Below are 21,811 nucleotides of genomic sequence, written 5' to 3' on the forward strand. Positions count from 1 at the left end.
CCCGCGTCGGGACGGATCGGATCCGGATGGACGAGGTGCGGATGCGCGAGACCCGCGGCGACGGCCCGCCGGAAGCGGCGCGACGGGCGCGGCCGTCCTCCGCGGCGCCGCCCGTGTCGGTCGCCTGGGGGCGGATGGCCGCGCGCCCGCGCGCCGGCAGCGCCCTGACGATGGTCACGGTCTACGTCGTCCTGCTGTTCGGCGTGCCGTCGAACCTCGTGGTCACGGGCCTCGGCTCGATGGGGCGGCCCTCGCTGCTGTGGGGGCTCGTGCTCCTGCTGTGGTGGGTCGTGGTGCGGCTGCAGGCCCGCGCGATCGACGTGCCGCCCGCCCCGCAGCCGCTGCGGTGGGCATACGTGGCGCTGCTGGTCGTCGCTCTCGTCAGCTTCTCGGCCGCCATGCTGCGCGGCCAGCCGCACGACCAGATCGGATCGGCCGTGTCGTCCATCGTGCGGCTGCTGTCGTGGGCGGGCGTGCTGCTCGTCACCATGGACGGTCTGCGCACCCTGCGCGACCTGGATGCGCTCGTGGGCCGCATCGTCGCGGCCGGCACCCTGGTGGCGGTGCTGGGGATCGCGCAGTTCACGACCGGCCAGACGCTGCACGACGTGTTCGCGCTCATCCCGGGGCTGCAGGCCGAGGACGCCGGCGTGATCGCGCGGGGCGGCTTCACCCGGCCCACCGGCACCGCGACGCATCCGCTGGAGTACTCGGCGGCGATCTGCTCGATCATCCCGCTGGCCGTGACCCTTGGCGTGACGCGCGCGGCGGAGGGGCGCGGCCGCCTGCCGTGGACGTGGATCCCGGCGGCGCTGATCGTGTTCGCGGCCATCCTCGCCGTGTCGCGCTCCGGGCTGATCGGGCTCGCGGTGGCGCTCGTGCTGTCGCTTCCCGCGCTGCCGAAGGCCTACCGCTGGATGGTGGCCGCGGGCGGCGGCGTCGCCGCCGCCGCGGCCGCCGTGGCCGTGCCGGGCCTGTACGGCACGATCGTCGGCCTGTTCCTCGGCATCGGCACGGACTCGAGCACCGAGTCGCGCACGGACGGCCTCGCGCGGCTGCCGGAGTTCCTGGCCACGAGCCCCGTGATCGGCGTGGGCTTCGGCACGTTCCTGCCGCGCTACTACATCTTCGACAACCAGTGGGCGCTGCTGCTGCTCGAGCTGGGCGTCCTCGGCCTGCTCGCCGCCGGCGCCGTGGTGGGGACCGCCGCCTGGGGTGCGGTGCAGACCGTGCGCCGGTCGCCGTACCCCGACGTCGCGGCCCTCGGCCGCGGCGTCGCGGCGGCGCTGCTGACCACGGCCGTGCTGTTCGCGTTCTTCGACGGGCTGAGCTTCCCGATCTCGGCCGGCATGTTCGCCCTGCTCCTGGGGCTCGCCGGCGCGGTGCGGGCGATCGGCCATGCCGACGGTCGGATGGGGCTCGCGCGCGTCCTCGCCCCTCGGAGGCGGGGATGACGCCCCGCGCGGTCGCCCGCGCATCCGCGGCGGGCACGGAGGCGACGGACGCCCGCGCCCGCCCGCGCGTGCTCGTGCTCGCCAACACGCTGTTCTCGCCGCCGTACCCCGACGAGCTCGCCGCGCTGCGCGATCCGGGCACGCCCCGCGCGTGGATCAGCGACGTGGACGCCGACCTGGAGTACGTGGACCGGCGGATGCGCACCCGCCCGCCGCGCCGGCGGCGCGCGCTGTACCGCCGCCTTCCCATGTGGCTCGTGCAGGTGCTCGAGGCCCACCGGGTCGGCCGCGACTACGACGCGATCCTCTGCTGGAGCGTCGCGGACGTCGCGCTCGCGCTGGCGCTGCTGTGCCGGCTGAGCCGGCGCCGGCTGCCCATCGTGGCGCTCCTGACCCGCGTGTCCGAGCGCAAGAAGGCCCGGCTGCTGCGGTTCGCGCACCCCGCGCTGGCGCGGATCATCCTGCCGCCCGTCACGCAGCGCGAGTTCGCGGCGCGCGAGCTGGGCGTCCCCGAGTCCAAGCTCGTGGCGCTGCCGTGGACGCTCGACACGCGCTTCTGGGCGGACGACGGATCCGCCGCTCCCACCGCCGGGTCCACGACCGTGTGCGCCGCGGGCGGCGAGATGCGCGACTACCCGACGCTCGTGCGCGCCATGACGGGCCTCGACATCCCGTGCCACATCGCCGGGGTGCTCGACACCGCGCGGCCCGACTGGTGGAACGCGGACGACGGCGACCGCCGGGGCGAGGACCTCGTGCCGCCGAACGTCACGTTCGGCACGATGCCGGCCGCCGAGCTGAGGGCGCTCTACGCCCGGTCCCGCGCCGTCGTGGTGCCGCTGCGGCCCACCGACAGCGACAACGGCATCACGTGCATGAACGAGGCGTGGGCGATGGGCAGGCCCGTGATCGTCTCGGCCGTGGCGGGTCAGCGCGACGCGTTCGTCGAGGGGCGCGAGGGGCTGTGGGTGCCGCCGGGAGACGCGGACGCGCTGCGGGAGGCCGTCCTGAGCCTCTGGAACGACCCGGAGCGCGCGGCCGCGATGGGCGCCGCGGGGCGGCGTCGCGTCGAGGCCGAGCGCGACCACCGCGTCTTCAGCGACGGCGTGAGCCGCGTCCTGGCCGAGGTCGCGGCGGCGCGCCGGCGCTGAGCCGGGGCCCCGCGGCGCGGACGGGCCTCAGCCCGCCACGGCCAGGCGCGTCGACTCGTCGCGCTCCCACATCGCACCGGAGCGCGCGGCGGGGCGGGCGGCGCGCCGCCGCGCCGCGAGCGCGAACGCGGCGTACACGAGCGCGTCCCACGCGGTGGCCGGGCCGGTCACGGTGCGCAGCAGGCCGCGCAGCGTCGACCGGTGCGTGTCCACGCCCAGCTGCGCCGGCCCCCGGCGCACTCGAACGAGCGTCGAGAGCAGGGCGCCGGTCGTGCGCGGCACGCGCACGCGCACGGGCGCGAGCGGCGGGATGACCTTGGCCTCCTCCGGGATGCTCGCGTCCACGTGCACGTCGTCGGCGGTCACCGGGGGCAGGGGCGCGACCCGCGCCTCGCCCTCGGACGAGAGCGCGTAGACGCCGGCGCCCCAGATCGCGCCGGTGAGCTCGGGCACCCGGGCCCGGGCGCGGTAGTACGCCCGGACCCACGGATCCGCGCCGGAGGCGTCGTACGCGAACGGCGGCCGTCCGGCCAGCGCTCCGCGCCGCCGCAGCGCGCGCACGAGGCCGGGGATCGCGGCCGCCGGCAGGTCGATGTCCGCATCGAGCACGATCACGGGCCGGACGGTCGTGAGCCGCAGCCCGGCGTTGAGCGCGGCGGGCTTCGAGCCCTGCGGCAGCTCCACGACGCGCACCCCGGCGAACGCGCGCGCCCGCTCGGCGGTGTCGTCCGAGCATCCGTTGCACACCACGACCACCTCGATCGAGCCGGCCGCCGCGGGCTCCGCGAGCCGCGCGAGCGTGCGGGCGATCACGGCGGCCTCCTGGTGCGCCGGGATGAGCACGGCCGCGACGGGCGTGCCGTGGCCCCGCCAGGTGGCCGCCGGCAGGTCCTCCCACCGGCGCTCGTCCGTCAGCACCCGCAGCAGCGCCCGGTGCCGCCGCCCGCGGACCGCGCGCAGCGCCGTGCCGAGCACGACGGCGGCCCGGTACGCGCGCGCGCGGCGCGGCGCGTGCCGGCGCATGTAGCGCACGCGGTTGACCTGCAGCAGCGCGTCGAGCGCGGGCGAAGAGCCGGATCCGCCCTGCGCGTGGGCGACCGTCGCGGCCGGCTCGTAGCGCACCGCGAATCCGGCGTCGCGCACGCGTCGCAGGTAGTCGGTCTCCTCGGAGTAGAGGAAGAACCGCTCGTCCCACTCGCCGACCCGGGCCACGGCCTCGGCGGACAGCAGCACGGCGGCTCCCGTGGCCCAGTCCACGTCGTGCGCGTGCGCGTACGCACGCGGATCCCGCACGGCCTCCGACCACGCGCGGCCGCGCCACACCGGGCCGAGCAGCGCGTCGCCCAGGGCGCGACGCACACCGGGCTCGCGGAACAGCGACGGCGCGGTGCGACCGCCGGCGTCCACGATGCGCGGCACCACGGCCCCGCGGGCGGGGTCCTCGCGCAGCGTCCGGAGCAGCGCCGACACGGCGCCGCGACCCAGGCGCAGGTCCGGGTTGAGCACGAGCACGCTCGCGGTGTCGCCGACGTGCTCGAGCCCGGCGTTCACCCCGCTCGCGTAGCCGAGGTTGCCGCCCGTGGCCACCGAGATCACATCAGGGTGGCCACGGGCGACCCGCAGGGTGTCGTCGCGGGGGGAGTTGTCGACGACGATCACCCGCAGGTCGAGGTCACGGGCCTCCAGCCGGAGCCCTTTCAGCAGCGCCCCCAGGTCGGCCGCGCTCTCGTACGTCACGACGATCGCCGCGACGTCGGCCGGTCCCGTGCGCGCGAAGCGGCCGGGCAGGTCAGGCATGGCGCTGCATCGGCACGGCGAGCACGGCCGCCGCGGCGCCGCGCGCCGAGCGGCGCAGCGCGAGGTAGGCGGGCGGCCCCTCGACGAGGTAGCGGCGGGCGAGGCGGCGCGGCTCGTGCAGCAGGCGCCAGGCCCACTCGAGCCCGGCCTCCGAGATCCACCGCGGGGCGCGGCTGACGCGGCCGGCGAGGAAGTCCACGACCGCGCCGAAGGCCAGCATCACGCCCGCGCCGGTCTGGGCGCCGTACGCGGCGATCCACTGCTCCTGTCGCGGCTTGCCCAGGCACACGAGGAGCACGTCGGGGCCGGCCTCGCGGATCTCGGCCGCGAGGCGCGCGGCGCGCGACGGCGACGTCAGGTCGTCGGCGGGCGGGGTCCAGTGGCCCGCGAACCGGATGCCGGGCCAGTCCACGGCGAACCGGCGCCGCAGGGCGCGCGTGACGGCCGGCTGCCCGCCGAGCACCGCGACCGACAGGCCGCGCGCGGCGGCGCGGTCCAGGACGGCGCCGATCAGGTCGCTGCCCGAGAGCTTGGGGTGGTCGTGCCCGGTCTTGCGGCGCGCGAACGCGGCGATGGGAGAGCCGTCGATCAGGTTCAGCCACTCGACGCCGCCCTCGGCGGTCAGCGGAGCGGGGTGGTGCGTATGGCGCCCGAAGTGGTGCAGGTGGTCGAGGTTGATCGAGGCCACGCCCAGCGGGTGCTCCGGATGGTGCTCCGCCGCCTCGACGATCACCTCCAGGGCGGGCTCGGCCGCCACGAGGTGGATCGGCACGCCGTCCGTGTCCAGCGTCGGGATGGCCCCCGTGAGGGTGCCGGGCTGCTGCGTCATCGTGATCCCTTCCGGGCCACGTCGATCGGGGGTGCGCGGCCGCGTCGAGGACCAGGAGTCGCGACGCGGCCCTTTGATTCACCCGGGGGGCGGATTCGCCCGGCGTGTCACCAGGCCGGCGGGCGCGGCAGCGCGCCGCGCGCGGCCTCGAGCTGCGCGGCCAGGCGCAGGACGACCGCCTCGCCGCCGGGTCGGCCGATCAGCTGGACGCTGACGGGATGCCCGCCGGGAGCCTCCGCCACCGGGACCGTCACGGCCGGGAGCCCGGCGACGTTGACGAAGCTGCTGTACGGCGCGTACTCGCACTGGCGCGCGAAGCTGAGCTCCGGGTCGTCCTGCGCGAACCAGCCGATCGGGCGCGGGAGCAGCCCGAGCGCCGGGGTCAGCACGGCGTCGAAGCCCGCGAACGCCTCGATCGTGCGACGTTCGAACGCGGTCGCCGCCGCGAGCGCGCCCAGCAGGCGCTCGGCGGACAGCGCACGGCCCTCGCGGGCGAGCCATGCCGTGATCGGCTCGAGCTCGTCGAGGCGCTCGTCCGGCACCGGGATGCGCGCGGCAGACGCGCGCCACAGCGTCATGAACATGTCGGCGTAGCCCTCGGGCCGCCACGCGGCGTCCTCGAGCTCGTGGCCCGCGCCGGACAGCACGCGGGCCGCGTGCGCGAAGGCCTCGCGGGCGCCCGCGTCGAGTCGGATGTCCAGCGACTCGTCCCAGGGCGAGACCGTGGTCATCCCGATCCGCAGCCGCCCCGCGGGCGCGCGGAGGGCCTCCGCGAACGGCCCCTGGCCAGGCGCGCGCGTCGCGAAGGGGAGCGGCCCGGCGGTCAGGGCGTCGAGCAGCAGCGCGGCGTCGTCCACCGTGCGGGCGATCGGGCCGGCCACCGCGAGGCCGCCGGGGGAGTCGAGGCCCGATCCCGCCGGCACGCGCCCGCGCGACGGCTTGAGTCCCACGACGCCCACCGTCGCGGACGGGATCCGGATGGAGCCGCCGCCGTCCGACGCGGGCGCGGCGGGCAGCAGCCCGGCGGCGACCGCCACGGCCGCGCCGCCGCTGGAGCCGCCCGCGCCGTTCGCCGGATCCCACGGATCGCGCGCCGGCGGGCCGATCCGGGTCTCGGTGAAGCCCGTCAGTCCGAACTCCGGCGTCGCGGTCTTGCCGAGGCTCACGGCGCCGGCGTTGTCGAGCGCCAGCGCGAGCGGATCCGAGCGGGCGGGCACGTCGTGCGCGGACCACCGCGAGCCGTAGCGCGTGGGCACGCCCGCGCGTGCGGTGAGGTCCTTGTCGGCGAGCGGCACGCCCCACAGCGGCGGCGCGTCGGCCGGCGGACGCCCGAGCGACGCGGCGCGGCGCAGGGCCGCGTCCGCCGTCACCTCGGCGAACGCGCCCAGGTCGCGGCGCGCCTCGATCCGCGCCAGGAAGTGCCCGGCGGCCTCGGCGGGCGTCACGTCGCCGCGTCGCAGCGCGGCGGCGAGCCCCCGCAGGCCGAGCTCGTGCAACGCGGTCATGGCACCGGGCCGATCAGATGACGTACTCGGGGGCCATCATGACGCGGCGGGTGTCCTCGCCCGCGCCGCGCGGGCGCGCCTTCGCGGGGATGCCGACCACGATGCTGTCGGCGGGGGCGTCCTTCGTGACGACGGCGTTGGCGCCCACGGCGCTGCGCGCGCCGATCGTGACGGGGCCGAGCACCTTGGCCCCCGCGCCGACCGCCACGCCGTCCTCCAGCGTGGGGTGGCGCTTGCCCTGGGTCAGCGACGTGCCGCCGAGCGTGACGCCGTGGTAGAGCATGACGTCGTCGCCGATCTCGGCCGTCTCGCCGATCACGACGCCCATGCCGTGGTCGATGAAGAAGCGCCGCCCGATGCGGGCGCCCGGGTGGATCTCGACGCCCGTGAGCCAGCGCGTGAGCTGCGACCCGGCGCGGGCGACGAACCGCCATCCGCGCGTCCACAGCCAGTGGTTGACGCGATGGGCCCACACCGCGTGGAGACCCGGATACAGCGCCACGATCTCGAGGAAGCCGCGCGCCGCCGGATCACGGCGACGCGCGGCTGCGACATCCTCGCGGATGTTCAATCCCATGGGCTCGAGCCTATCGGCGGCGGAGCGGCGCTCAGTCCTCGCGCAGGTCCTCGAACAGCGCGGTCGAGATGTAGCGCTCGCCCGTGTCCGGCACGATCACGACGACCTTCTTGCCGGCGTTCTCGGGGCGCTTGGCGATCTCGGTCGCCGCCCAGACCGCGGCGCCCGCCGAGATGCCGGCCAGGATGCCCTCGCCGGCGGCCAGCGCGCGGGACGTCGCGATGGCGTCCTCGAACTCGACGCCCACGACCTCGTCGTAGATCTCGGTGTCGAGGATCGGCGGCACGAAGTTCGGGCCGATGCCCTGGATCTTCGCGGGGCCGGGGGTGCCCGTCGACAGCAGCGGCGAGGCGGTCGGCTCGACCGCGACGACCTGGACGTCCGGCTTCTTGGCCTTGAGCGCCTGGCCGACGCCCGTGATCGTGCCGCCGGTGCCGACGCCCGCGACGAAGATGTCGACTTCGCCGTCGGTGTCGTTCCAGATCTCCTCGGCCGTGGTGCGGCGGTGGATCTCGGGGTTCGCGGCGTTCGCGAACTGCTTGGCCAGGACCGCGCCCGGCGTCTCGGCGACGATGCGCTCCGCCTCGGCGAGCGCGGCCTTCATGCCGCCCGCGGGGTCGGTCAGCACCAGCTCGGCGCCGAACGCCTTGAGCAGGACGCGGCGCTCCTTCGACATCGACGCGGGCATCGTGAGGATGACCTTGTAGCCGCGGGCCGCGCCGATCAGCGCGAGGGCGATGCCCGTGTTGCCGCTCGTCGACTCGACGATCGTGCCGCCCGGCTTCAGCTCGCCCGACTCCTCGGCGGCGTTCACGATCGCGATGCCGAGGCGGTCCTTGACCGACGATCCGGGGTTGAAGTACTCGAGCTTCGCGAGCACTTCGGCACCCGCGCCCTCGGCGACGCGGTTCAGGCGCACGAGCGGCGTGTTCCCGAAGGCGGTGGTGATGTCGGCGTGGATGCCAGGCATGGCGGTTCTCCTCGGTGTGCGGGATGCGGTCTGCGGTGCTGCCGGGCGGACGGGGCGCCGCCAGGCATCAGCGTAGGGTCCCTGCCCGCTCCGGGGCGCGCGCGTGTGACGCATTGTGAAGCCGGATGCGCATTCCGCCGCCGGCATGCCCGCACCCCGGGCCCCATCGCGGCCCGGGAATCCCGCGGCGATTAGGCTGGAACCCCATGACCGCCCTCTCCGCCGCGCCGGGCCTGCGCGATGCGCTCCGCGCGGCTGCGACCCGCCTCGCGGACGCCGGCGTGCCCGACCCCGAGGTCGACGCCGAGCTGCTGCTCGCGCACCTGCGGGGCCAGAGCCGCGGCGAGGTGCAGGCAGCGACGATCCGCGGCGACGAGCTGACGACGGCCGAGAGCCACGCGTACGAGGAGCTGATCGCCCGCCGCGCGGCCCGCGAGCCGCTGCAGCACATCACGGGCGTCGCGTACTTCCGGCACCTGGAGCTGGCGGTCGGCCCCGGCGTCTTCGTGCCGCGGCCCGAGACCGAGTCGGTCGCGCAGTTCGCGATCGACGCCCTCCGCGCCGTGCCGGTCACGGCGGACGGCGAGGGGCCGATCGGCGTTGATCTCGGCACCGGCAGCGGCGCGATCGCGATCGCGATGGCCACCGAGGTCCCGCACGCGCGCATCCACGCCGCCGAGAACTCGCCCTACGCGTTCGTCTGGACCAGGGAGAACGTCGCCCGCTCGGGCGCGACGAACCTCCGGCTCGCGTTCGCCGACCTGGCGGTCGCGTTCCCGGAGCTCGACGGCACGGTCGACGTCGTGGTCTCCAACCCGCCGTACGTGCCCGACGACGCGATCCCGCGCGACCCCGAGGTGCGCCTGCACGACCCCGAGGCGGCGCTCTACGGCGGCCCCGACGGCCTCGACGTCGTGCGCGAGCTGAGCCGCGTCGGCATGCGCCTGCTGCGCCCCGGCGGCACGCTGATCATCGAGCACGGCGAGCTGCAGGGCCGCGCGATCCGCGACCTCCTCACGGCCGACGGCTGGCGCGCCGCCGCCACCCACCCCGACCTCACCCACCGCGACCGCACCACCACCGCCCTCCGCCCCTGACGCCCCTCGGTCGTTGAGCGGAGGCGCGCCAGCGCCGGAGTCGAAACGTGGCCGCACCATCCCGGCCGGCCGGGTCCACGGGGTGGCGTCACGGCTTCGACTCGCTCCGCTCGCTCAGCCCGTTTCGTCTCCGCTGGCGCTCCGCTCAACGACCGACACTGAGCCCGGACATCTACGGTCGTGCGAGCGAAGCGAGCGTGCCGCGAAGCGGCCAGATCGCAGCGCGAAGCGCTGCCGAACGGAGCGCAGCGACGTTCCTCGCTCGCAAGGGTGCCGCTTGCGGCCCCGCAGCGTGCGACCGCTTCTGAAGAGAACGGCGAAGCGACAGCGCATCGATCGCGAGTCCCGGCGCGAAGCGTCGGGCGAACGATCGATCAGGACTCTCTACTATGTAAACGATGTCCTCCCCTCTCTTCGACTGCCGGGACGAGGCGCAGCTGCTGACCGGCATGCGTCAGGCGCGCCAGGCGATCGCCCGCGGCCATGTCGTCGTCATGCCCACCGACACCGTGTACGGCGTCGCGGCCGACGCGTTCAGCCCCGCGGCCGTGCAGCGCCTGCTGGATGCGAAGGGCCGCGGCCGTCAGCAGCCGCCGCCGGTGCTGGTGTCGGGGATCGACGCGATGCGCGCGCTGGTGGAGCAGGTGCCCGAGGCCGTCGAGCGGCTCGTGGAGCGGTTCTGGCCGGGCGGCCTGACGGTCGTGCTGCCCGCGCAGCCGTCGCTGTCGTGGGACCTGGGGGAGACCAAGGGCACCGTCGCGGTGCGGATGCCGGACCACCGGATCGCGCTGGAGCTGCTGAGCGAGACGGGCCCCCTGGCCGTGTCGAGCGCGAACCTCACGGGACAGCCCGCGGCCGTCACGGGCGACGACGCCCGCGCCATGCTCGGCGACAGCGTCGCGGTGTACCTGGACGACGGCCCGTCGCGCACGGGCGTGGCGTCCACGATCGTCGACGCGACGTCGCTGGTCGGCGCGCACGAGGGCGACGCCGAGCCGCGCGTGCGCATCCTGCGCGACGGCGCGGTCTCGCGCGAGGAGCTCGCCGAGGTCCTGGGCGACCTGCTCGAGCTGCCCGAGCACGATCCGCATGCGGGGCCCGACGACCGGCCGGGCGCGTGAGGCAGTACCTCTTCACGATCCTGCTGACGGCGGCGCTCACGACGGCGCTCGCCTGGGCGGTGTGGCGCCTGAGCATGCGCTTCAAGCTCTATCCGGGCATCCGCGACCGCGACGTGCACAAGACGCCGACGCCGCGGCTCGGGGGAGTGGCGATGTTCCTCGGGATCGTCGCCGCGATCGCGGTGTCGTCCGCGAACCCGTTCTTCCAGCTGTTCTGGGCCGAGCCGGAGAAGGTGCTGTCCATCCTGGGCGCCATCCTCCTGATCGCGCTCGTGGGCGTGGCCGACGATCTGTGGGACCTCGACTGGGCGATCAAGCTCGGGGCCCAGTTCCTGGCCGCCGGCATCATCGCGGTCGGGGGAGGGCTGCAGATCTACGCCCTGCCGATCGGCGGGATGACGCTGTGGTCCGGGTGGGTGAGCATCGCGCTGACGATGTTCTCGATCGTCGTCGTCATGAACGCGGTGAACTTCATCGACGGGCTGGACGGCCTGGTCGCGGGCGTCTGCCTCATCGCCAACGGCGTGTTCTTCGCGTACTCGTACATCCTGACGCGCGACATCTCGACGTCGAACTCGAGCCTCGCGACGTTCATCGCGGCCGTGCTGATCGGGGCGTGCCTCGGGTTCCTGCCGCTGAACTGGAAGCCCGCCAAGCTGTTCATGGGCGACTCGGGCGCGCTCGTGCTCGGCCTGCTGATGGCCACCAGCGCGATCGCGGTGACCGAGCTGCCGCCGTCCCTGCTGGACCCGGACGACGGCATCGCGCGCTCGCAGCTGCTGGGTGCGTTCCTGCCCATCCTGCTGCCGATCGTGGTCGTGCTGCTGCCGCTGGCCGACTTCGGCCTCGCGGTGATCCGGCGCATGCGCGCCGGCCGGTCGCCGTTCGCGCCCGACCGCAAGCACCTGCACCACCGCATGCTGGACCTCGGCCACACCGACCGCGACGCGGTCCTGATCTTCTACGCGTGGACCGCGATCATCTCGCTCGCGTTCCTGCTGATGTACCTCGCGACGCGCGAGGACTGGTTCGGCTCGTACTGGCTCGGCGTCGTGTTCGGCGTGATCGGCGTCGCGGCCTGCCTCGTGCTCACCTTCCTTCCCACGCGGCGCTCGGCGCCCGCTCCCCAGGAGGCCTGAATGACCACCCCGGATCGCCCGCAGCCGCCCATCTCGAGCACGCCCGTGCTGCGCACCGCGCTCGTGTGGGGCGGCGTCGCGACGCTCGTGATCGCCGCGGTCGGCGGCGCCATCGGCTTCGCGGTCGCGGGCGTCGACGGCATGCTGAGCGCCTTCGCCGGCGCCGCGATCGCCGCGCTGTTCATGCTGCTCACGGCCGTCAGCATCCTGGTCGCCAACCGGTGGTTCGGCGACGCGCTGTACGTGCCGATCTTCTTCGGCATCGTGCTGGGCGGCTGGCTGTTGAAGCTGGTGCTGTTCATCGTCGCCCTGATGCTCCTGCGCGGCCAGCCGTGGATCGAGCCGGTCGTGTTCTTCGTGGCCCTCGTGGTGAGCGTGATCGCGTCGCTGGCCGTCGACGGCATCGCGATGCTGCGCTCGCGCGAGCCGTACGTGGACGTGTCCCTGCCCGGGGCCCCGAAGGACGAGGATCCGAAGTTCGACGCGTCGTAGAAGCCGTCGATTCTTTGATAGGCTGACTGACGTTCCTGCCGAGTTCCCGCGGATGCCGATGGTGACATGGGGCCCGTGCAGATGACGACTTCCTGCCCTCCCCGGTCCTCGCACCGGAGCTATGAAGCCGGAGCCACACGTTGACTCAAGCCGCGATGCTGATCGTCTCTGCCGAAGAGACCGAAGGCGCGTTCCACCCGCCGTCGATCCTCGACTTCTTCCCTCCGGCGATCTTCCAGATCGGCTCGTTCGAGTTCACGCGCATCAACGCGGCCCAGCTGCTCGCCACCGCGGTCCTGGTGATCCTGCTCCTCGTCGGCACGCGCAACATGAAGGTCGTGCCGGGCCGCCTGCAGAGCGTCGTCGAGATGGGCCTGGACTTCGTCCGCGTCAACATCGCGCACGACATCCTCGGTCGCAAGGACGGCAACCGCTTCCTGCCGCTGCTGACCACGATGTTCTTCATGATCCTGTTCATGAACCTGACGGGCATCGTCCCCGGCATCAACATCGCCGGCACGAGCGTGATCGCGGTCCCGCTGCTGCTCGCCGTGATCTCGTACGTCACGTTCATCTACGCGGGCATCAAGAAGAGCCCCGGCGGCTTCTTCAAGAACGCGCTGTTCCCGTCGGGCGTCCCGGCCGCGCTGTACATCATCGTGACGCCGCTCGAGTTCCTGTCGACCTTCATCATCCGCCCCGTCACGCTGACGCTGCGACTCCTGATGAACATGATCGTCGGCCACCTCATGCTCGTCCTGTTCTTCTCGGCGACGCACTTCTTCTTCTTCACCGCGGGTGGATGGTGGACGCCTCTCGGCGTCGGCACCCTCGCCTTCGGTCTCGCCTTCACCCTGTTCGAGGTCCTGGTGGCTTTCCTCCAGGCCTACGTCTTCACGATCCTCACCGCGGTCTACATCCAGCTCGCGGTTGCGGAAGAGCACTGACGGTCCGCCACACGGCGCACCGCCTAACCGAAAGGAAAACCCCGTGGACGCTACTACGGTTCTCGCCAACGTGTACGGCTCGATCGCGACGGTCGGCTACGGTCTCGCCGCCATCGGCCCGGCCATCGGCGTGGGCATCGTCGTCGGCAAGACCATCGAGTCGGTTGCGCGTCAGCCCGAGCTCGCCGGTCGTCTGCAGGTTCTGATGTGGATCGGCATCGCCTTCACCGAGGCCCTCGCGTTCATCGGCATCGCGACCGGCTTCATCTTCGGCTACGCCGCCCAGTAACACTCGCTGCTGACACGTAAGGAGACAGGATGCTGAACGCTCTTGTCACGGTCGCCGCGGAGGAGACGCCGAACCCGCTCCTGCCGGCGTGGTACGACATCATCTGGTCGGCGCTCTGCTTCCTCGTCATCCTCTTCGTGGTGTGGAAGGTGGCCCTGCCGCGCCTGACGGCCATGCTCGACCAGCGTTCGGCGGCCATCGAGGGCAACATCGCGAAGGCCGACGAGGCCCAGCGTCAGGCCGAGGCCGCCCTCGAGGAGTACACGAAGCAGCTCGCCGAGGCCCGCAAGGAGGCCGGCGACATCCGCGAGGCCGCCCGCGAGGACGGCAAGCGGATCGTCGCCGAGGCCAAGGCCAACGCGGCCGCGGAGGCCGAGCGCATCACCGCCACCGCGCACACGCAGATCGAGGCCGAGCGCCAGACGGCTCTCGTCACGCTGCGCAGCGAGGTGGGCGCGCTCGCGATCGACCTCGCCGGCAACGTCATCGGCGAGACGCTGACGGACGACCAGAAGGCCGCCGCCGTGGTGGACCGCTTCCTGGCCGACCTCGAGGCGTCCGAGAAGGCGGCCAAGTAATGGGCAGCGCGACCACTCAGGCGCTCGCGGCGCAGGCCCAGGCACTGGGCACCGCGACGGTCGACCTCGACACGGCTCGCGAGCTGTTCGCGGCCGCCCGTGCCGTCGCCGGCTCGCGCGCCCTGAGCGGCGCGCTCGCCGACCCGACCGCGGCTCCCCAGGCCCGCAGCGCGCTCGTCGCGCGCGTGTTCGGCTCGCTGTCGCCGACCGCGCAGTCGCTCCTCGCGACGACCGCCGCCCAGCGGTGGTCGTCGCAGGACGAGCTGCTCGACGGTCTCGAGGAGCTCGCCATACGGGCGGCCGCCAAGGCCGACCACGGCGACCTCGAGGGCGAGCTGTTCCGCGTCTCCCGCATCGTCGCGGAGAACCCCGAGCTCGAGCTCGCGCTGGGCAGCCGCCTGGGCGACGGCGCGGCGAAGGGCGACCTGATGAAGACGCTCCTCGGCGGCCGCGCCGGCGAGGGCACCACGCTGGTCGTCTCGTCGCTCGTGCAGCAGCCGCGCAACCGCCGCGTCCGCGCGATCCTGTCGCGTGCGATCCGCATCGTGGCCGCGCAGCGCGGCCGCACGGTCGCGACGGTCACCACGGCGACCCCGCTCACCGAGGCGCAGACACAGCGTCTGGCCACCGCGCTCTCGCGCACGTACGGCGGCGAGGTGACGATCAGCGCGATCGTCGACCCCTCGGTCGTCGGCGGCGTGCGCGTGCAGATCGCGGACGACGTCATCGACGGCAGCATCGCGTCGCGTCTCGCGGACGTGCGCCAGAAGCTCGCCGGCTGACCCTCCACACTTGCCGCCCCGGCGGAATCGCTTTTGGGGATCGCGGATCCCACAACCTGAAGGAAGACAATGGCAGACATCACGATCAGCCCCGACGTCATCCGTGACGCGCTGAAGGACTTCGTCGCCGCCTACGAGCCCACCGGCGACGCGGCGACCGAGGTCGGCACCGTCACCGACGCGGCCGACGGCATCGCCCACGTCGAGGGCCTGCCGGGCGTCATGGCCAACGAGCTCGTGCGCTTCGGCGACGGCACGCTCGGCCTCGCCCAGAACCTGGACGAGCACGAGATCGGCGTCGTCGTCCTCGGCGAGTTCGCCGGCATCGAGGAGGGCCAGCAGGTCACCCGCACGGGCGAGGTCCTCTCGGTCCCCGTGGGCGAGGGCTACCTCGGCCGCGTGGTCGACCCGCTCGGCAACCCGATCGACGGCCTCGGCGAGATCACCGGCATCGAGGGCCGCCGCGCCCTCGAGCTGCAGGCGCCCGGCGTCATGCAGCGCAAGTCGGTGCACGAGCCGATGCAGACGGGCATCAAGGCGATCGACGCCATGATCCCGGTCGGCCGCGGCCAGCGCCAGCTGATCATCGGCGACCGCCAGACCGGCAAGACCGCGATCGCGATCGACACGATCATCAACCAGAAGGCGAACTGGGAGTCGGGCGACCCGACCAAGCAGGTCCGCTGCATCTACGTCGCGATCGGCCAGAAGGGCTCGACCATCGCCTCGGTGAAGGGCGCCCTCGAGGAGGCCGGCGCGATGGAGTACACCACCATCGTCGCGGCCCCCGCGTCGGACCCGGCGGGCTTCAAGTACCTGGCCCCGTACACCGGCTCGGCCATCGGCCAGCACTGGATGTACGACGGCAAGCACGTCCTGATCGTGTTCGACGACCTGTCGAAGCAGGCCGAGGCCTACCGTGCCGTGTCGCTGCTCCTCCGCCGCCCGCCGGGCCGCGAGGCGTACCCCGGTGACGTCTTCTACCTGCACTCGCGCCTGCTCGAGCGCTGCGCGAAGCTGTCGGACGACATGGGCGCGGGCTCGATGACGGGTCTGCCGATCATCGAGACCAAGGCCAACGACGTGTCGGCCTACATCCCGACCAACGTGATCTCGATCACCGACGGCCAGATCTTCCTGCAGTCCGACCTGTTCAACGCGAACCAGCGTCCCGCGGTCGACGTGGGCATCTCGGTCTCGCGAGTCGGCGGCGACGCGCAGCTGAAGCACATCAAGAAGGTCTCGGGCACGCTCAAGCTCGAGCTCGCCCAGTACCGCTCGCTGGAGGCGTTCGCGATGTTCGCGTCCGACCTCGACGCGGCCTCGCGCCGTCAGCTCGCCCGCGGTGCGCGCCTGACCGAGCTGCTCAAGCAGCCGCAGTACTCGCCGTACCCCGCCGAGGAGCAGGTCGTCTCGATCTGGGCCGGCACGAACGGCAAGCTCGACACGATCGAGGTCGAGGACGTGCTGCGCTTCGAGCGCGAGCTGCTCGACCACCTGCGCCGCAACACGACCATCCTCGACACGCTCCGCGACAGCGGCCAGCTGTCGGACGACACGGTCGCGGAGATGGACAAGGCGATCGACGCGTTCCTGCTCGAGTTCCAGGGCGGCAAGGGCGTTCCCCTCACGGCTCCGGGCCACGAGGAGCACCAGGCGGCCGACGCCGCCGACGTCGACCAGGAGAAGATCGTCAAGGGCCGCCGGGCGTAAGCCTCGCGGAGAAGACGCATCATGGGAGCAAAGCTCAGGGAGTACAAGCAGAAGATCTCTTCTGCTCAGACGACCAAGAAGATCACGAAGGCGATGGAGCTCATCGCGGCTTCGCGCATCCAGAAGGCGCTGGCGCGTGTGAACGCGTCCAGCCCCTTCTCCCGCGCGGTGACGCGTGCGGTCTCCGCGGTCGCCACGCACACCGACATCGACCACCCGCTCACGCGGGAGCCGGAGTCGGTCAAGCGCTCGGCGATCGTCATCCTCAGCTCGGACCGCGGCCTGGCCGGCGCGTTCAACTCGCAGGTCATCCGCGAGGGGCTGGAGCTGGCGGAGCTGCTGCGCTCGCAGGGCAAGGACGTCGCGTTCTACCTGTTCGGCCGCAAGGCCGTCGGCTACTTCCAGTTCCGCCACATCGCGGCGGAGGCCGAGTGGGTGGGCGACGCCGACGTGCCGCGCTTCGAGACCGCCGAGCAGATGGCCGACGTGCTGCTGGAGGCGTACGAGAAGGACGCGTCCGAGGGCGGCGTGGACGAGATCCACATCGTCTACAACCGCTTCGTCAGCATGATGACCCAGGAGGCGGACCAGGTGCGCCTGCTCCCGCTCGCGGTCGTCGAGGGCGACGCGACGGCCGAGGCGAGCAGCGAGGTCTACCCGCTGTACGAGTTCGAGCCCGACGCGACCGCCGTGCTCGACAAGCTCCTGCCTGTCTACATCCAGAGCCGCATCTTCAACGCCCTCCTGCAGTCGGCCGCCGCCAAGCAGGCCGCGACGCAGAAGGCGATGAAGTCGGCCAGCGACAACGCCGACAAGCTCATCACCGACTACACCCGCCTGCGCAACAACGCGCGTCAGGCCGAGATCACGCAGCAGATCGCCGAGATCGTCGGCGGTGCCGACGCCCTGGCGTCCTGAGCTGGAACCCAGAAGAGGAAAGACGAAAAATGACTGCCACTGAGACCGCGGTCGTCGGACGGGTCGCCCGCGTCACGGGTCCCGTCGTCGACATCGAGTTCCCGCACGACGCGATCCCCGAGGTCTACAACGCGCTCAAGACGACGATCGTCATCGGCGAGCAGGCCACCGAGATCACGCTCGAGGTCGCCCAGCACCTCGGCGACGACATGGTGCGCGCCATCTCGCTGAAGCCGACCGACGGCATGGTCCGCGGCCAGGAGGTGCGCGACACCGGCGCCCCCATCTCGGTGCCCGTGGGCGACGTCACCAAGGGCAAGGTCTTCAACGTCACGGGCGATGTGCTGAACCTGCCCGACGGCGAGACCATCGAGGTGACCGAGCGCTGGCCCATCCACCGCAAGGCCCCGAACTTCGACCAGCTCGAGTCGAAGACCCAGATGTTCGAGACGGGCATCAAGGTCATCGACCTGCTCACCCCGTACGTGCAGGGTGGCAAGATCGGCCTCTTCGGCGGCGCGGGCGTCGGCAAGACCGTCCTCATCCAGGAGATGATCCAGCGCGTCGCGCAGGACCACGGCGGTGTGTCGGTGTTCGCCGGCGTCGGCGAGCGCACGCGTGAGGGCAACGACCTCATCCACGAGATGGAGGACGCGGGCGTCTTCGACAAGACCGCCCTCGTGTTCGGTCAGATGGACGAGCCGCCGGGGACGCGTCTGCGCGTCGCCCTGTCGGCCCTGACGATGGCGGAGTACTTCCGCGACGTGCAGAAGCAGGACGTGCTGCTCTTCATCGACAACATCTTCCGCTTCACGCAGGCGGGCTCCGAGGTGTCGACCCTGCTGGGCCGCATGCCCTCGGCCGTGGGCTACCAGCCCAACCTCGCGGACGAGATGGGTGTGCTCCAGGAGCGCATCACCTCGACGCGCGGCCACTCGATCACCTCTCTGCAGGCGATCTACGTGCCGGCCGACGACTACACCGACCCGGCCCCCGCGACCACGTTCGCGCACCTCGACGCCACGACCGAGCTCTCGCGTGAGATCGCGTCGAAGGGTCTGTACCCGGCCGTCGACCCGCTGACGTCGACCAGCCGCATCCTGGACCCGCGCTACATCGGCGAGGACCACTACCGCGTGGCCACCGCCGTGAAGCAGATCCTGCAGAAGAACAAGGAGCTGCAGGAGATCATCGCGATCCTCGGTGTCGACGAGCTCTCGGAAGAGGACAAGATCGTCGTCGCCCGCGCGCGCCGCATCCAGCAGTTCCTCTCGCAGAACACCTACATGGCGAAGAAGTTCACGGGTGTCGAGGGCTCGACCGTGCCGATCAAGGAGACCATCGAGTCGTTCGACGCGATCGTCAAGGGCGAGTTCGACCACGTCGCCGAGCAGGCGTTCTTCAACGTCGGCGGCATCAGCGACGTCGAGGCCAAGTGGGCGCAGATCCAGAAGGAGAACGGCTGAGCATGGGCCTTCAGGTCACCCTGGTCTCCGCCGAGGCGGAGGTCTGGACGGGCGAGGCGAACCTCGTGGTCGCCAAGACCACGGAGGGTGAGATCGGCTTCATGCAGGGTCACGAGCCGGTGCTCGCGATCCTGGGCGACGGCCAGGTGCGCATCACCCAGGAGGACGGCACCAAGGTGATCGCGGACGCTCGCGACGGCTTCGTGTCGATGGAGAACAACCGCCTCACGATCGTCGCGGGTCACGCGACGCTGAGCTCCTGACCACGATCCTCCTGCCCCCTTCGGAGACGAAGCGGGCAGGCGGATCGGACGCGCCACTCGCTTACGACGGCCTCGCGCTGCCGGTGCTCGCACCGCGGCGCGAGGCCGTCGTCGCGTCCGTCGTGGCGCTGTCCGCCGATCCGGACCTCGCCGCGCGCGTGCTGAAGCTCTCGCCCCGCCAGCTCGGGGAGATCCAGGTGAACGCCGCCCTGCGCACCGCGCCGACCATGCCCGCCGTGGACCGCTACACCGGCGTGCTGTTCGACGCGCTGGACGCCGCGACCCTGGGCGCGGAGGCGCGCGCCTGGCTGGGCGAGCGCGCGCTGATCCAGACCGCGCTGCTCGGCCCGGTGGGCGCGCTCGACGCCATCCCGTCGTACCGGCTCGCGGCCGGCGCCTCGCTGCCCGGGGTGCCGCCGCTGCGACGGCACTGGGCCCCGGCCGTGGCCGAGGCGTTCGGCGGCCTGCGCGGTCTCGTGATCGATCTGCGCTCCGAGGCCTACGCGGCGCTCGGGCCGGTGCCCGCCGGCGTCGCGAGCACCTACGTGCGGGTCGTGGCGGAGGGGGCGGACGGCACCGTGCGCGCCCTGAACCACTTCAACAAGAAGGCCAAGGGGCTGCTGACCCGGCGGCTCGCGCAGACCCGCCCGGCGCTGTCGGACGTGGGCGATCTCGTGGCGTGGGCCGCGACGGAGGGACTCGTGATCCGGCCCGGCGCGCGGGCGGGCGAGGTCGAGCTGGTCGGCGAGGGCTGATCGCCCGATCGCGCGCGCCTCTGTTCAGCAAGCACTCAGGATCGCTAACCTGGAGCCGCGGCGGAACGCCGCACGCAGATCTCCAGGAGGACGCATGAATTCCTACGACGACGGCGCCTTCGCCGCCGCGCTGCTGGCCATGACGGGCCTGATGATCCTCTTCGCCATCGTCATCTACGTCCTGACCTCGTTCTTCATGATGAAGATCTTCCAGAAGGCCGGGGTGCAGGGCGCGTGGCGCGCCTGGGTGCCGGTCTACAACATGATGGTCTTCTTCAAGCTCGGCGACCTCAGCCCGTGGCTGGTGCTCTACGGCTTCGGCGGCGCGATCCTGCTCAGCTGGATCGGCATCGGCTACCTGTTCAGCCTGGCCCTCGCGGTGTTCTCGGCCATCGCCGCCTACCGCATCGGCCTGAAGCTGCAGAAGGAGGCGTGGTGGGTCGTCCTCTACGTGCTCCTCTCGATCGTCTGGCTCGGCATCCTCGCGTTCGACAGGTCGCGCTGGAACCAGGCGGTGCCGCCGGCTCCGTGGGCGGGCAACGCCTTCCTCGGCGACAACACCCAGTGGGACGGCGTGCCGACGCAGACCGCCGCGGTCGCGCCCGGCTACGGCCAGGCGGGTTACGGTCAGCCCGGCTACGGTCAGCCGCCGGCGCCGCAGGGACACCCGCAGCCCGGATATCCCGCGCAGCCCGGCCAGGCGCCCACTCCGCCCGTGCAGGGCGGCGCGGTCCCGCCGGTGCCGCCGCCCGCGCCCGGCGCGCCCCGCTCCGACGAGCCGCCGGCCGGCACCACCCCGCCGGCGCCGCCCGCGCCGTAGCGACCAGCCCCGAACGGCCCCGCACCGACCCGTCGGCGCGGGGCCGTTCCGCGTCGGTTAGCGTGGGGGCATGAGCGTGGCGATGCGTCGGGTCGGTCGATCGGGTCTGCTGGTGTCGGAGGTCGGCCTCGGCTGCAACAACTTCGGCCGCAAGGGGACCGCCACCGAGACGCTCGAGGGGACCCGCGCGGTGCTGGACGCCGCGATCGAGCACGGCGTGGTGTTCCTCGACACCGCGGACATCTACGGCGGCGAGGGCGTGAGCGAGTCGCTCATGGGCGAGGCGCTGCGTGGCAGGCGGGACCAGGTCGTGCTCGCGACCAAGTTCGGCCACTACGCGCGCGACATGGGCTTCGGCCCCGCGGCCGGAGCAAAGGGCTCGCGGGCGTATATCCGGCGCGCGGTCGAGGCGTCGCTGTCGCGCCTGCAGACGGACTGGATCGATCTGTACCAGCTGCACACGCCGGATCCGGAGACGCCGATCGAGGAGACGCTCGACGCGCTGGAGGACCTCGTGCGCGAGGGCAAGATCCGCTACTACGGCCACTCCAATCTCGTCGGATGGCAGATCGCGGAGGCCGAGCTCACCGCCCGCGCGCGCGTCCGGTCCGGATTCATCTCCTCGCAGAACGAGTTCTCGCTGCTCGAGCGCGGCGCCGAGCGGGAGGTGCTGCCGGCGGTCCGCCGCTACGGTCTGGGGTTCTTCCCGTACTTCCCGCTGTACAACGGGCTGCTGACGGGCAAGTTCACGCGCGAGGGCGGACCGGCGGGGAGCCGCATCATGTCCCAGCGGCCCCACCTGTGGCGGGACGCGCCGTGGGATGCGCTCGAGGCGTATCAGGCCTTCTGCGACGTGCGCGACATCACCATGCTGGAGGCGACCTACGGCTGGCTGCTCGCGCAGGAGGGCGTGGCGAGCGTCATCGCGGGAGCGACCTCGCCCGAGCAGGTCGCCGCGAACGCCGCCGCCGGCGGAGCCTGGCGCCCCACGCCGGAGGAGCAGGTCGTGCTCGACGGGCTGTTCCCCGGGCCGCCGGTGCCCGTGATCTGACGCGTCCCGCGCCGGTCAGCGGGCCGGCGCGGCGCGTCGGCGGGCTGCCGATAGGATGTGAGAGCCCGCGACGGACCGGCCCTGCACCCCGGGTCGA

General features: G+C 72.7%; 22 protein-coding genes. 17 read left to right on the plus strand and 5 right to left on the minus strand.

Features of this window, described 5'->3' with window-relative positions; genetic code table 11:
* Nucleotides 1-41 precede the first annotated feature (41 nt).
* Nucleotides 42-1,454, plus strand: a complete 1,413-nt coding sequence (locus B5M43_RS04870; RefSeq protein WP_156377196.1) for an O-antigen ligase family protein — start codon at nucleotides 42-44, stop codon at nucleotides 1,452-1,454.
* A complete protein-coding gene (locus B5M43_RS04875) occupies nucleotides 1,451-2,605 on the plus strand; it encodes a glycosyltransferase (protein ID WP_134745698.1) in 1,155 nt (384 codons plus the stop codon). Before B5M43_RS04870 ends, B5M43_RS04875 begins: the two co-directional genes overlap by 4 nt.
* A gap of 27 nt (nucleotides 2,606-2,632) precedes the next feature.
* On the opposite strand, the gene B5M43_RS04880 is transcribed toward B5M43_RS04875, so the two are convergent.
* The 5 genes from B5M43_RS04880 to cysK form a co-directional block, all read right to left on the minus strand.
* Nucleotides 2,633-4,402, minus strand: coding sequence for a glycosyltransferase family 2 protein (locus B5M43_RS04880; protein ID WP_134745697.1), 1,770 nt, complete (start codon nucleotides 4,400-4,402; stop codon nucleotides 2,633-2,635).
* Nucleotides 4,395-5,231 (minus strand): WecB/TagA/CpsF family glycosyltransferase, encoded by an 837-nt coding sequence (locus B5M43_RS04885; protein WP_055993106.1) that lies wholly within the window; start codon nucleotides 5,229-5,231, stop codon nucleotides 4,395-4,397. Before B5M43_RS04885 ends, B5M43_RS04880 begins: the two co-directional genes overlap by 8 nt.
* Before the next feature lie 107 nt (nucleotides 5,232-5,338).
* Complete coding sequence (locus tag B5M43_RS04890) at nucleotides 5,339-6,736, minus strand: amidase (protein WP_134745696.1); 1,398 nt, start codon at nucleotides 6,734-6,736, stop codon at nucleotides 5,339-5,341.
* 13 nt (nucleotides 6,737-6,749) lie between these two features.
* Nucleotides 6,750-7,313, minus strand: a complete 564-nt coding sequence (epsC, locus tag B5M43_RS04895; protein WP_055993110.1) for a serine O-acetyltransferase EpsC — start codon at nucleotides 7,311-7,313, stop codon at nucleotides 6,750-6,752.
* Between the two features lie 31 nt (nucleotides 7,314-7,344).
* Entirely contained in the window at nucleotides 7,345-8,283 is a 939-nt protein-coding gene (cysK, locus tag B5M43_RS04900; protein ID WP_055993112.1) for a cysteine synthase A, read from the minus strand.
* 206 nt (nucleotides 8,284-8,489) lie between these two features.
* On the opposite strand from cysK, the gene prmC reads away from it, so the two are divergent.
* The 15 genes from prmC to B5M43_RS04975 all read left to right on the plus strand — a co-directional run bounded on the left by prmC (nucleotide 8,490) and on the right by B5M43_RS04975 (nucleotide 21,714).
* Nucleotides 8,490-9,380, plus strand: coding sequence for a peptide chain release factor N(5)-glutamine methyltransferase (gene prmC / locus B5M43_RS04905; RefSeq protein ID WP_134745695.1), 891 nt, complete (start codon nucleotides 8,490-8,492; stop codon nucleotides 9,378-9,380).
* A 398-nt stretch (nucleotides 9,381-9,778) separates the two neighbouring features.
* Nucleotides 9,779-10,501: an L-threonylcarbamoyladenylate synthase gene (locus tag B5M43_RS04910; protein WP_134745694.1), complete on the plus strand. Its 723-nt coding sequence runs from the start codon at nucleotides 9,779-9,781 to the stop codon at nucleotides 10,499-10,501.
* Nucleotides 10,498-11,640: an MraY family glycosyltransferase gene (locus tag B5M43_RS04915; RefSeq protein ID WP_055993118.1), complete on the plus strand. Its 1,143-nt coding sequence runs from the start codon at nucleotides 10,498-10,500 to the stop codon at nucleotides 11,638-11,640. The genes B5M43_RS04910 and B5M43_RS04915 overlap by 4 nt, the downstream gene beginning before the upstream one ends.
* The gene (locus B5M43_RS04920) at nucleotides 11,641-12,132 is read left to right on the plus strand and encodes a hypothetical protein (protein ID WP_055993120.1); all 492 of its coding nucleotides are present in this window, start codon (nucleotides 11,641-11,643) and stop codon (nucleotides 12,130-12,132) included.
* A 155-nt stretch (nucleotides 12,133-12,287) separates the two neighbouring features.
* Nucleotides 12,288-13,079, plus strand: a complete 792-nt coding sequence (gene atpB, locus B5M43_RS04925; RefSeq protein ID WP_082543176.1) for a F0F1 ATP synthase subunit A — start codon at nucleotides 12,288-12,290, stop codon at nucleotides 13,077-13,079.
* Between the two features lie 43 nt (nucleotides 13,080-13,122).
* Nucleotides 13,123-13,368, plus strand: coding sequence for an ATP synthase F0 subunit C (atpE, locus tag B5M43_RS04930; RefSeq protein WP_055993122.1), 246 nt, complete (start codon nucleotides 13,123-13,125; stop codon nucleotides 13,366-13,368).
* A 29-nt stretch (nucleotides 13,369-13,397) separates the two neighbouring features.
* Nucleotides 13,398-13,946, plus strand: a complete 549-nt coding sequence (locus B5M43_RS04935; RefSeq protein ID WP_055993124.1) for a F0F1 ATP synthase subunit B — start codon at nucleotides 13,398-13,400, stop codon at nucleotides 13,944-13,946.
* Complete coding sequence (locus B5M43_RS04940) at nucleotides 13,946-14,728, plus strand: F0F1 ATP synthase subunit delta (RefSeq protein WP_134745693.1); 783 nt, start codon at nucleotides 13,946-13,948, stop codon at nucleotides 14,726-14,728. The genes B5M43_RS04935 and B5M43_RS04940 overlap by 1 nt, the downstream gene beginning before the upstream one ends.
* A gap of 69 nt (nucleotides 14,729-14,797) precedes the next feature.
* Entirely contained in the window at nucleotides 14,798-16,441 is a 1,644-nt protein-coding gene (gene atpA, locus B5M43_RS04945; RefSeq protein ID WP_055993128.1) for a F0F1 ATP synthase subunit alpha, read from the plus strand.
* Between the two features lie 21 nt (nucleotides 16,442-16,462).
* Nucleotides 16,463-17,359, plus strand: coding sequence for a F0F1 ATP synthase subunit gamma (locus tag B5M43_RS04950; RefSeq protein ID WP_055993130.1), 897 nt, complete (start codon nucleotides 16,463-16,465; stop codon nucleotides 17,357-17,359).
* A gap of 29 nt (nucleotides 17,360-17,388) precedes the next feature.
* The gene (gene atpD / locus B5M43_RS04955; RefSeq protein ID WP_055993131.1) at nucleotides 17,389-18,825 is read left to right on the plus strand and encodes a F0F1 ATP synthase subunit beta; all 1,437 of its coding nucleotides are present in this window, start codon (nucleotides 17,389-17,391) and stop codon (nucleotides 18,823-18,825) included.
* A gap of 2 nt (nucleotides 18,826-18,827) precedes the next feature.
* Complete coding sequence (locus B5M43_RS04960) at nucleotides 18,828-19,088, plus strand: F0F1 ATP synthase subunit epsilon (protein WP_055993133.1); 261 nt, start codon at nucleotides 18,828-18,830, stop codon at nucleotides 19,086-19,088.
* 5 nt (nucleotides 19,089-19,093) lie between these two features.
* The gene (locus B5M43_RS04965; RefSeq protein ID WP_134745692.1) at nucleotides 19,094-19,843 is read left to right on the plus strand and encodes a YaaA family protein; all 750 of its coding nucleotides are present in this window, start codon (nucleotides 19,094-19,096) and stop codon (nucleotides 19,841-19,843) included.
* 94 nt (nucleotides 19,844-19,937) lie between these two features.
* Complete coding sequence (locus tag B5M43_RS04970; RefSeq protein WP_134745691.1) at nucleotides 19,938-20,663, plus strand: DUF5684 domain-containing protein; 726 nt, start codon at nucleotides 19,938-19,940, stop codon at nucleotides 20,661-20,663.
* A gap of 70 nt (nucleotides 20,664-20,733) precedes the next feature.
* Nucleotides 20,734-21,714 (plus strand): aldo/keto reductase, encoded by a 981-nt coding sequence (locus tag B5M43_RS04975; RefSeq protein WP_134745690.1) that lies wholly within the window; start codon nucleotides 20,734-20,736, stop codon nucleotides 21,712-21,714.
* Nucleotides 21,715-21,811: the final 97 nt, after the last annotated feature.

This window comes from Microbacterium sp. MEC084 (assembly GCF_004514465.2).
In the GTDB taxonomy this organism is placed as follows: domain Bacteria; phylum Actinomycetota; class Actinomycetes; order Actinomycetales; family Microbacteriaceae; genus Microbacterium.

Coding starts and splice junctions, on each gene's coding strand:
- B5M43_RS04870 (WP_156377196.1), top strand. CDS start 42: ATGCGCGAGACCCGCGGCGACGGCCCGCCGGAAGCGGCGCGACGGGCG.
- B5M43_RS04875 (WP_134745698.1), top strand. CDS start 1,451: ATGACGCCCCGCGCGGTCGCCCGCGCATCCGCGGCGGGCACGGAGGCG.
- B5M43_RS04880 (WP_134745697.1), bottom strand. CDS start 4,402: ATGCCTGACCTGCCCGGCCGCTTCGCGCGCACGGGACCGGCCGACGTC.
- B5M43_RS04885 (WP_055993106.1), bottom strand. CDS start 5,231: ATGACGCAGCAGCCCGGCACCCTCACGGGGGCCATCCCGACGCTGGAC.
- B5M43_RS04890 (WP_134745696.1), bottom strand. CDS start 6,736: ATGACCGCGTTGCACGAGCTCGGCCTGCGGGGGCTCGCCGCCGCGCTG.
- epsC (WP_055993110.1), bottom strand. CDS start 7,313: ATGGGATTGAACATCCGCGAGGATGTCGCAGCCGCGCGTCGCCGTGAT.
- cysK (WP_055993112.1), bottom strand. CDS start 8,283: ATGCCTGGCATCCACGCCGACATCACCACCGCCTTCGGGAACACGCCG.
- prmC (WP_134745695.1), top strand. CDS start 8,490: ATGACCGCCCTCTCCGCCGCGCCGGGCCTGCGCGATGCGCTCCGCGCG.
- B5M43_RS04910 (WP_134745694.1), top strand. CDS start 9,779: ATGTCCTCCCCTCTCTTCGACTGCCGGGACGAGGCGCAGCTGCTGACC.
- B5M43_RS04920 (WP_055993120.1), top strand. CDS start 11,641: ATGACCACCCCGGATCGCCCGCAGCCGCCCATCTCGAGCACGCCCGTG.
- atpB (WP_082543176.1), top strand. CDS start 12,288: ATGCTGATCGTCTCTGCCGAAGAGACCGAAGGCGCGTTCCACCCGCCG.
- B5M43_RS04935 (WP_055993124.1), top strand. CDS start 13,398: ATGCTGAACGCTCTTGTCACGGTCGCCGCGGAGGAGACGCCGAACCCG.
- B5M43_RS04940 (WP_134745693.1), top strand. CDS start 13,946: ATGGGCAGCGCGACCACTCAGGCGCTCGCGGCGCAGGCCCAGGCACTG.
- atpA (WP_055993128.1), top strand. CDS start 14,798: ATGGCAGACATCACGATCAGCCCCGACGTCATCCGTGACGCGCTGAAG.
- B5M43_RS04950 (WP_055993130.1), top strand. CDS start 16,463: ATGGGAGCAAAGCTCAGGGAGTACAAGCAGAAGATCTCTTCTGCTCAG.
- atpD (WP_055993131.1), top strand. CDS start 17,389: ATGACTGCCACTGAGACCGCGGTCGTCGGACGGGTCGCCCGCGTCACG.
- B5M43_RS04960 (WP_055993133.1), top strand. CDS start 18,828: ATGGGCCTTCAGGTCACCCTGGTCTCCGCCGAGGCGGAGGTCTGGACG.
- B5M43_RS04970 (WP_134745691.1), top strand. CDS start 19,938: ATGAATTCCTACGACGACGGCGCCTTCGCCGCCGCGCTGCTGGCCATG.
- B5M43_RS04975 (WP_134745690.1), top strand. CDS start 20,734: ATGAGCGTGGCGATGCGTCGGGTCGGTCGATCGGGTCTGCTGGTGTCG.